Here is a 5,368-nt window from a genome sequence, read left to right as displayed (position 1 = left end):
GCCTTAGCTACCGGGTTCGGAAAGTAAACCGGGCGTCACCCCTGGGCCATGACCACCGCAAAACCAAACACCACCAACCCCGAAGGATCAATGGGGGCGGCGGTCCGGGAACCGGAAAGCGGACGCGAAGTCTTGTGAAAACCAATTGCGCTAGTATCGAAGAACAATGCTTGCAACCATGCCAACCAACCCCCACCAAAAGTGGGAAGATGATTGCCAATCCCCCGATTAGTACCGGTCAGCTCCACCCCTCACGGGGCTTCCACATCCGGCCTATCAACCACGTGTTCAACATGGAGGGTACAGGACTCCGAAGAGCCCAAGGAATCCTTATCTTGGAGAAGGCTTCCCGCTTAGATGCTTTCAGCGGTTATCCCTTCCGAACGTAGCCAACCGGCCGCGCCACTGGCGTGACGACCGGCATACCAGAGGTTCGTCCACCCAGGTCCTCTCGTACTATGGGCAGGCCTCCTCAAGATTCCAACGAGCGCAGAGGATAGAGACCAAACTGTCTCACGACGTTCTGAACCCAGCTCGCGTGCCGCTTTGATCGGCGAACAGCCGAACCCTTGGGACCTGCTCCAGCCCCAGGATGCGACGAGCCGACATCGAGGTGCCAAACCATCCCGTCGATATGGACTCTTGGGAATGATCAGCCTGTTATCCCCGGGGTACCTTTTATCCGTTGAGCGATGCCGCGCCCGTGCGCCGGCACCGGATCACTATCCCCGACTTTCGTCCCTGCTCGAGCCGTCGCTCTCGCAGTCAAGCTCCCTTGTGCGATTACACTCAACACCCGATTGCCAACCGGGCCGAGGGAACCTTTGGGCGCCTCCGTTACTCTTTGGGAGGCAACCGCCCCAGTTAAACTACCCGCCAGGCACTGTCCCTGACAAGGATAACTTGTCGAGGTTAGACGCCAGATGAGGACAGAACGGTATTTCACTGGTCGACTCCACCCAAGCTGGCGCCTGGGCTTCACAGTCTCCCGCCTATGCTACACAATCCACACCTAACGACAATACCAAGGTATAGTAAAGGTCCCGGGGTCTTTTCGTCCTTCTGCGCTTAACGAGCATCTTTACTCGTACTGCAATTTCGCCGAGCTCCTGGTCGAGACAGTGGGGAAGTCGTTACGCCATTCGTGCAGGTCGGAACTTACCCGACAAGGAATTTCGCTACCTTAGGATGGTTATAGTTACCACCGCCGTTTACCGGGGCTTGAATTCACCGCTTCACCCACGAAGGGCTGACGGATCCTCTTAACCTTCCGGCACCGGGCAGGCGTCAGAGCGTATACAGCGGCTTGCGCCTTCGCACGCTCCTGTGTTTTTGGTAAACAGTCGCTACCCCCTGGCCTGTGCCACCCCCAAAAGCTCCACGCGCAAAGGCGCCTCACCCCCGGGGGTCTCCCTTATGCCGAAGGCACGGGAGCAATTTGCCGAGTTCCTTGACCAGGATTCGCTCGATCGCTTTGGTATACTCTACCAGACCACCAGTGTCGGTTTGGGGTACGGGCGGCAAACAGCCTGACGCCGAAGCTTTTCTCGGCAGCACGGGATCACCGGATATCGGGGCAAAAGCCCCCCACCATCGCGCCTCACCCTACATGCACCCCGGATTTGCCTGGGATGCGGGCCACACGCTTGGCCACGGAAAACCACCACCGCGGCCGGCTACCCCCCTGCGTCACTCCTGCGCTGACCTACTACGCCTACGGTCCCAACACCCGGACCATCCAACCCCCTAAAGGGCATTCAGGACCGGACGGAGGTTAGTACTCAACGCCTCGGTTTTGACGGCTGAAAACCGGTACGGGAATATCAACCCGTTCATCCATTCGACTACGCCTGTCGGCCTCGCCTTAGGACCCGACTCACCCGGGGACGACGAACGTGGCCCCGGAACCCTTGGTCATCCAGCGGCGGGGATCCTCACCCCGCTCTCGCTACTCATGTCTGCATTCTCACTCCCCACCAGTCCACCGTTGGTTTCCACCACGGCTTCGACCCGATGGGGACGCTCTCCTACCCAGTCAAACGACTGCCGCGTCTTCGGTGGCGTGCTTGAGCCCCGCTACATTGTCGGCGCGGGACCACTAGACCAGTGAGCTGTTACGCACTCTTTCAAGGATGGCTGCTTCTGAGCCAACCTCCTGGCTGTCTATGCGACCCCACATCCTTTCCCACTTAGCACGCGCTGAGGGACCTTAGACGACGGTCTGGGCTGTTTCCCTTTCGACGACGGAGCTTATCCCCCGCCGACTCACTGCCGGGATACGCATCACGGGTATTCGGAGTTTGGCTGCTGTCGGTACCCAATACGGGCCCTCAAGCATCCAGTAGCTCTACCCCCCGGATGTACTCACCCGACGCTGCACCCAAATGCATTTCGGAGAGAACCAGCTATCACGGAATTTGATTGGCCTTTCACCCCTAACCCCAAGTCATCCCCCCGGTTTTCAACCCAGGTGGGTGCGGCCCTCCACGCGGTCTTACCCGCGCTTCAGCCTGCTCAGGGCTAGATCATCCCGCTTCGGGTCCAGGACAAGCGACTCAAAACGCCCGATTAAGACTCGCTTTCGCTACGCGTACACCACACGGCTTACGCTCGCCACCTGCCACTGACTCGCAGACTCATTTTTCGATAGGCACGCCGTCACCCCACCAAAAGGAAGGCTCCGACGGATCGTAGGCGCGCGGTTTCAGGAACTCTTTCACTCCCCTCCCGGGGTGCTTTTCACCTTTCCCTCACGGTACTAGTACGCTATCGGTCAGACAGGAATATTTAGACTTACCCCACGGTCGGGGCCGATTCACACGGGATTCCACGAGGCCCGCGCTACTTGGGAACAACGATCCGCAGACCACGCGCTGACGGGTACGGGGCCATCACCCTCTACGGCCCGGCATCCAATCCGGTTCCCCTCGCACGCGATTTTGTCACTGCGGCCCGGCGCGCCGGCGCCGGGACACGAAATCCCACAACCCCCATGCCGCAACCCCCAGCGGGTATCACACGACACGGGTTTGGTCTGATCCGCTTTCGCTCGCCACTACTCACGGAATATCTCCTCCTGCAGGTACTGAGATGTTTCACTTCCCTGCGTACCCCCCACCCAAAAGGTGGTGACAGCCCATGACGGCTGCCGGGTTGCCCCATTCGGAAACCCTCGGATCAAAGCCCTGTCGGCGGCTCCCCGAGGACTATCGCGGCCCCACGCGTCCTTCATCGGTCCTGTCTGCCAAGGCATCCGCCACGCGCCCTTACCAGGCAACCACCCACAAAACACCAAACAAAGCGTTCAATGGATCGAAGCCGGAAGGCACCATCGCAAAACGTCCAGACGACACATCATCACACAAAAGATGATCACAAAACGATCGACGAACAACACCAAAAATGAAGTTCGATCGAAATCAACAGCAACACGCCACACCCCAAAGGGCGAGGCATGCTGCTCGCGTCCACTATCCAGTTCTCAAACCACCGCCGCACGCCAACACGACACCAAACCCGAAAACGGGAGGCGCCACGCCGGCGACGGGACGGAACCACCAACCCCTGAGGGGCGCGCGGTCCGGGAACCCAACAGCATGTTCATACCGATTGAAACCCACCCCGAGGGGAAGGCGACAAGCACTTCGATCTCTTCCACACCAGCAACCCCAACCGGAACGGACGATCCGACCGGAGGGGCACACACCGGACGCCACACGGCGCCCTGAATTCTCCGTAGAAAGGAGGTGATCCAGCCGCACCTTCCGGTACGGCTACCTTGTTACGACTTAGTCCCAATCACGAGCCTCACCTTAGACGGCTCCCTCCCCGCAAGGGGTTAGGCCACCGGCTTCGGGTGCTGCCCACTTTCATGACTTGACGGGCGGTGTGTACAAGGCCCGGGAACGCATTCACCGCGGCGTTGCTGATCCGCGATTACTAGCGACTCCGCCTTCACGGAGCCGGGTTGCAGGCTCCGATCCGAACTGAGACCGGTTTTCAGGGATCCGCTCCATGTCACCATGTCGCATCCCGCTGTACCGGCCATTGTAGCATGCGTGAAGCCCTGGACGTAAGGGGCATGATGATCTGACGTCATCCCCACCTTCCTCCGAGTTAACCCCGGCGGTCCCCCGTGAGTTCCCATCCGAAATGCTGGCAACACGGGGCGAGGGTTGCGCTCGTTGCGGGACTTAACCCAACATCTCACGACACGAGCTGACGACGACCATGCACCACCTGTGAACCCGCCCCGAAGGGAGGCCGCATCTCTACGGCTGTCGGGAACATGTCAAGCCCAGGTAAGGTTCTTCGCGTTGCATCGAATTAATCCGCATGCTCCGCCGCTTGTGCGGGCCCCCGTCAATTTCTTTGAGTTTTAGCCTTGCGGCCGTACTCCCCAGGCGGGACGCTTAACGCGTTAGCTCCGACACGGAACCCGTGGAAAGGGCCCCACATCCAGCGTCCACCGTTTACGGCGTGGACTACCAGGGTATCTAATCCTGTTCGCTCCCCACGCTTTCGCTCCTCAGCGTCAGTAACGGCCCAGAGACCTGCCTTCGCCATTGGTGTTCTTCCCGATATCTACACATTCCACCGTTACACCGGGAATTCCAGTCTCCCCTGCCGCACTCCAGCCCGCCCGTACCCGGCGCAGATCCACCGTTAAGCGATGGACTTTCACACCGGACGCGACGGACCGCCTACGAGCCCTTTACGCCCAATAAATCCGGATAACGCTTGCGCCCTACGTATTACCGCGGCTGCTGGCACGTAGTTAGCCGGCGCTTATTCGAAAGGTACACTCACCCGAAGGCTTGCTCCCGATCAAAAGCGGTTTACAACCCGAAGGCCTCCATCCCGCACGCGGCGTCGCTGCGTCAGGGTTCCCCCCATTGCGCAATATTCCCCACTGCTGCCTCCCGTAGGAGTCTGGGCCGTATCTCAGTCCCAATGTGGCCGGTCGCCCTCTCAGGCCGGCTACCCGTCGAAGCCACGGTGGGCCGTTACCCCGCCGTCAAGCTGATAGGACGCGACCCCATCCCATGCCGCTAAGCGCTTTCCCACAGGGCCATGCAGCCCTGTGGAGCATCCGGCATTACCACCCGTTTCCAGGAGCTATTCCGGAGCATGGGGCAGGTCGGTCACGCATTACTCACCCGTTCGCCACTCTCACCAACCAGCAAGCTGGCCGGATCCCGTTCGACTTGCATGTGTTAAGCACGCCGCCAGCGTTCATCCTGAGCCAGAATCGAACCCTCCACAAAAAAACTTCATGAAGAGAACCAATTGAATGACTCTCAATTTAAAGAAAAAGACGCGACTTCTTAATAAGGAAAAGAAGTCCGCACTCAAAACCCCAACCCCC

The 5,368-nt window shown here is 59.5% G+C and carries 2 rRNA genes; both read right to left on the bottom strand.

Annotated elements, in window-relative coordinates:
* Positions 1 to 208: 208 nt before the first annotated feature.
* Positions 209 to 3,280: ribosomal RNA gene (locus tag DSM100685_RS10635) — 23S ribosomal RNA — on the bottom strand.
* A 459-nt stretch (positions 3,281 to 3,739) separates the two neighbouring features.
* Positions 3,740 to 5,267, bottom strand: a 16S ribosomal RNA gene (locus DSM100685_RS10630).
* The 16S and 23S rRNA genes sit together here, the layout of an rRNA operon.
* Positions 5,268 to 5,368 lie beyond the last annotated feature (101 nt).

The sequence above is a fragment of the Bifidobacterium avesanii genome, from assembly GCF_009299475.1.
GTDB lineage: Bacteria > Actinomycetota > Actinomycetes > Actinomycetales > Bifidobacteriaceae > Bifidobacterium > Bifidobacterium avesanii.
Note: the sequence above shows the minus strand (reverse complement) of the source record. Positions and strands in the feature narration are given on the sequence as shown.